4 protein-coding genes are annotated in these 4,229 nt (G+C 75.3%); 1 reads left to right on the forward strand and 3 read right to left on the reverse strand.

What is annotated here, in order from left to right; all coding sequences use genetic code 11:
* Positions 1-108: 108 nt before the first annotated feature.
* Positions 109-450 carry an anti-sigma factor antagonist BldG gene (gene bldG, locus ACIQOV_RS30130; RefSeq protein WP_049659132.1) on the reverse strand — a complete coding sequence of 114 codons (342 nt, stop codon included), beginning with the start codon at positions 448-450 and terminating at the stop codon, positions 109-111.
* Between the two features lie 222 nt (positions 451-672).
* On the opposite strand from bldG, the gene ACIQOV_RS30135 reads away from it, so the two are divergent.
* On the forward strand, positions 673-3,156 hold the full coding sequence (locus ACIQOV_RS30135) for a DEAD/DEAH box helicase (RefSeq protein WP_401053750.1): 2,484 nt from the start codon (positions 673-675) through the stop codon (positions 3,154-3,156).
* Here ACIQOV_RS30135 and ACIQOV_RS30140 read toward each other — a convergent pair.
* Together ACIQOV_RS30140 and ACIQOV_RS30145 are read right to left on the reverse strand one after the other, a co-directional pair.
* Positions 3,151-3,684, reverse strand: coding sequence for an Rv3654c family TadE-like protein (locus ACIQOV_RS30140; protein WP_401053751.1), 534 nt, complete (start codon positions 3,682-3,684; stop codon positions 3,151-3,153). The genes ACIQOV_RS30135 and ACIQOV_RS30140 overlap by 6 nt on opposite strands.
* A partial coding sequence (locus ACIQOV_RS30145) for a TadE family type IV pilus minor pilin (protein WP_401053753.1) occupies positions 3,672-4,229 on the reverse strand: 558 nt, incomplete at its 5' end. The genes ACIQOV_RS30140 and ACIQOV_RS30145, both read right to left, overlap by 13 nt.

Below are 4,229 nucleotides of genomic sequence, written 5' to 3' on the forward strand. Positions count from 1 at the left end.
CCGGCGGAACCGGCCCAGGGGCGTCCGTGGACGCACCGGGCCGCACGGACCCGGGCTCCCGGACGCGAGGAAACGAGCGGGCCGGCCACCCGGGCCGGCCCGGCCGCGTCAGTCGGTCGCGTTGACCGCGTCGTCCACCGAGGTGTGGATCGGGAAGACCTTGGTCAGGCCGGTGATGCGGAAGATCTTCAGGATGCGCTCCTGGTTGCAGACGAGGCGCAGCGAGCCCTCGTGGGCGCGCACCCGCTTCAGACCGCCGACCAGCACACCGAGGCCGGTCGAGTCGAGGAAGTCGACGCCCTCCATGTCGACGACGAGGTGGTACTTGCCGTCGTTGACGAGCTCGACCAGCTGCTCCCGCAGCTTCGGGGCGGTGTACACATCGATCTCGCCGCCAACCTCGACGACCGTACGATCGCCGACTGAACGGGTCGACAGGGACAGGTCCACGGAACCTCCAGCACCTTGCCTTGCTACGTCATGTGCGATCCTCGGCCGGACGGCCGCCACCGCATGGTCGCGAGCCCGGGCGCGCCCCGCCAACGCGTGGCAAGCCTCAGCGCTGCGACCCACGGCCATACGGCCGTCACGGCCACATTCAACCACCTGCGGCCATGCCCGCACGATGGCTTACGACGATTCTCCGTCACGCCGGTGACACACTGGGTCCCCATGCCGCCCCGACACAGCCCGCCCGAGGCACTGCTCACGACCCTGGCCACCGGCCGGGGGCGGTCCGACCGGCTCACCCATACGGAGCACCTTCCCGCCCGACCTGCACGTTATTCACCGTGGCCGGACTCGATCCGTCCGGAGGTCGTGGCCGCGGCGCGCGCCCTCGGGGTGGAACAGCCGTGGGCGCACCAGGCAGAAGCGATGAATCTGGCCAAAAGCGGCCAGACTGTGGTGATCGCCACAGGCACCGCCTCGGGCAAGTCGCTGGGCTATCTGGCACCGGTGCTCACCGACCTCCTCGACGGCACCGAGGCCCGCAACGGCCGCGGCGCCACCGCGCTCTACCTGGCTCCGACCAAGGCGCTCGCCGCCGACCAGCGCCGCCGGGCGGCCGAACTCGCCCCGCCGAGGGTCCGCGCCGCCCTGTACGACGGCGACACCCCGACCGAGGAGCGCGAGTGGGTCCGCCAGTACGCCTCCTACGTGCTCACCAACCCGGACATGCTCCACCGGGGCATCCTGCCCGGCCACGCCCGCTGGTCCTCCTTCCTCAAGGCCTTGCGTTACGTGGTCGTCGACGAATGCCACAGCTACCGGGGCGTGTTCGGCTCGCACGTCGCCCAGGTGCTGCGACGGCTGCGCCGCATCTGCGCCCGTTACGGCTCGTCACCCACCTTCCTGCTGGCCTCCGCCACCACCGCCGACCCGGCCGCGACCGCCCGGCGGCTGACCGGCCTGCCCGCCGTCGCCGTCACCGAGGACGCCTCGCCGCGCGGGCCGATGGTCTTCGGCCTCTGGGAGCCGCCGCTCACCGAGAACGTCGGCGAGCACGGCGCGCCCGTGCGCCGCACCGCGACCGCCGAGGCCGCGAACCTGCTGACCGACCTGGTCGAGCGGGAGATCCGCACCGTCGTCTTCGTCCGCTCCCGGCGTGCCGCCGAGCTCGTGGCGCTCCAGGCCCAGGACCAGCTCGACCGCCCGCTCGCCGGACGGGTGGCCGCCTACCGCGGCGGCTACCTCGCCGACGAACGCCGCGCCCTGGAACGCGATCTGCACACCGGCCGACTGCTCGGCCTCGCCTCCACCTCCGCTCTCGAACTGGGCGTCGACATCTCCGGCCTCGACGCCGTCCTGATGGCCGGCTACCCCGGCACCCGGGCCTCGCTCTGGCAGCAGGCGGGCCGGGCCGGCCGGGAGGCCCAGGGCGCGCTGGCCGTGCTGATCGCCCGGGACGACCCGCTGGACACCTACCTGGTGCACCACCCGGAGGCGCTGTTCGCGGCGCCCGTCGAGGCCACCGTGCTCGACCCCGACAACCCGCACGTGCTCGCCCCGCACCTGTGCGCGGCGGCAGCCGAACTCCCGCTCACCGATGCCGACCTGGAACTGTTCGGGCCGTCCACCGCGCCGCTGCTCCCGGTCCTGGAACGGCGCGGCCTGCTGCGCCGGCGCAGTGACGGCTCCTGGTACTGGACCCGTCGCGAACGCGCGGCCGACGCGGTGGACCTGCGCGGCAGCGGCGGCCGTCCGGTTCAGATCGTCGAGGCCGACACCGGCCGCCTGCTCGGCACGGTGGACGCCGCGGCCGCCCACACCAGCGTCCACACCGGGGCCGTGCACCTCCACCAGGGCCGCACCTACCTGGTCCGGGAGTTCGACCTGGAGAACTCCGTGGCCCTGGTCGAACCGGCCGACCCGCCGTACACCACGGCCGCCCGCGACGTCACCTCCGTCTCCGTCCTGGACACCGACACCACCGTGGAATGGGGCGAGGGCCGGCTCAGCTTCGGCTCGGTGGAGGTGGTCAACCAGGTGGTCGGCTACCTCCGCAAGCGGATCTCCACCGGGGAGATCATGGGCGAGACCAAGCTCGACCTGCCGCCCCGCACGCTGCGCACCCGCGCGGTCTGGTGGACCGTCACCGAGGACCAGCTGCTCGACGCGGACATCCCGCCCGACCAGTTGCCCGGCGCCGCCCACGCCGCCGAGCACGCCTCGATCGGACTGCTGCCGCTGTTCGCCACCTGCGACCGGTGGGACATCGGCGGCGTCTCCGTCCCGCTGCACCCGGACACCGGCCTGCCGACCGTGTTCGTCTACGACGGCCATCCGGGCGGGGCCGGCTTCGCCGAACGGGGCTTCCGGCGGGCGGTCCAGTGGCTGACGGCCACCCGGACGGCGATCGCCTCCTGCGAGTGCGAGCGCGGCTGCCCGTCCTGCGTCCAGTCGCCCAAGTGCGGCAACGGGAACGACCCGCTGGACAAGGCCGCCGCCGTCCGGCTCCTGGACGTCCTGCTGGCCGGGGCCGCCGGAGCCGCGGAGACGCAGGACGGACGGGAGGCGCCCGACGGCCCGGAGACTCCGGACACTTCGGATGCTCCGGACGCTTCGGATGCTTCGGAGACGAGCGCCGGTCCGGAGGCGCCAGACGCGCCGGAGGCGGCCCCGGGACCGGACGGTGGAGCGCCGGCCCGTTCATGAGACCGCCGCCGCACTCGGGGCTCCGCTCGGAGCTTCGCTCGGATCCCCGACCGGCCCGGCGTCCGGCACGTCCTCGGGACCGGTGACCGGGGCCCGTACCGGCCCGGCCCGGGCCCTCGCCCGTGCCGGGCCGACCGGCAGTCGGGCCGGGAGCCCGCGGACGTCCACCTCGGCCACCACCTCGACGGCGTCCGCCGACCGGTCGACCGCACAGGACACCAGTCCGGCGCCCTGAGCGGCGGCGATCGCGGCGGCCCGGGCGCAACCGCCGTCCCGGTCCAGCAGCAGCCGGTCCGCCGCGGCGAGGGCCGCGAGGTCGGCCGCCGACTCGGCCCGGTGCCGGGAGGCGACCACCGAGCCGACCGCGATCGTCCCGGCGAACACCGCCGTTCCCAGCATCGCCAGGGCCAGCAGCCAGACCGTCGCGGAGCCGGCGTCCGGCCCTCGCCCGCCCGCCGCGACGGCTCGGGCCGCACGGGCGCGTGCCACCCGCTCCGCCGTCTCCCACAGCCCGGTCAGGACGGCCATGGACCACCACCTCCCGCCGTGACCGCCACCAGGACGTCCTCCCGCGCCGCCACGGCCGCCGCACTGAGCCGGACGGCGAGCAACCCGCCGAGCCTTCCCGGCCCCGCGCACGGCGCCTCCACCTCGACCCGCACCGTGTCGGCCGCCAAGGCCACCCGGACCTGCGCGCCCGCCGGTGCCGCCGCGCGGGCGAGTTCGGCGGCGTCCGTCTCCCCGCGTGCGGCCGCCCTGGCACCGACCCGGGCGGCGTCCACGCAGCGGATCTGCGTGGACGCCGCGAGCACTCCCCAGATCAGCATCGCCGCGAGCAGGACGAGCGCCGGCAGCGCCACCGCCGTCTCCGCGGTGACGAAGCCCGCGTCGCCGCACGGCCGCAGCGGCCATGCCCGGCCGGCGCCGCGCTCCCCGGCCCGGCCGGAAGCCGTCCTCAGCCTCCTGTCACCCACCGGGAGCGCGGGCGGGGCGGCGTCGAGGAGCGTGCCGCGCGCGGCGGTGGCGGGAGCGCCTCCCGGCCGCCGGGCCGAGGACCGTCGGCGTTCGACGCC

The sequence above is a fragment of the Kitasatospora sp. NPDC091257 genome, from assembly GCF_044757675.1.
Classification (GTDB): domain Bacteria; phylum Actinomycetota; class Actinomycetes; order Streptomycetales; family Streptomycetaceae; genus Kitasatospora; species Kitasatospora lactacystinica.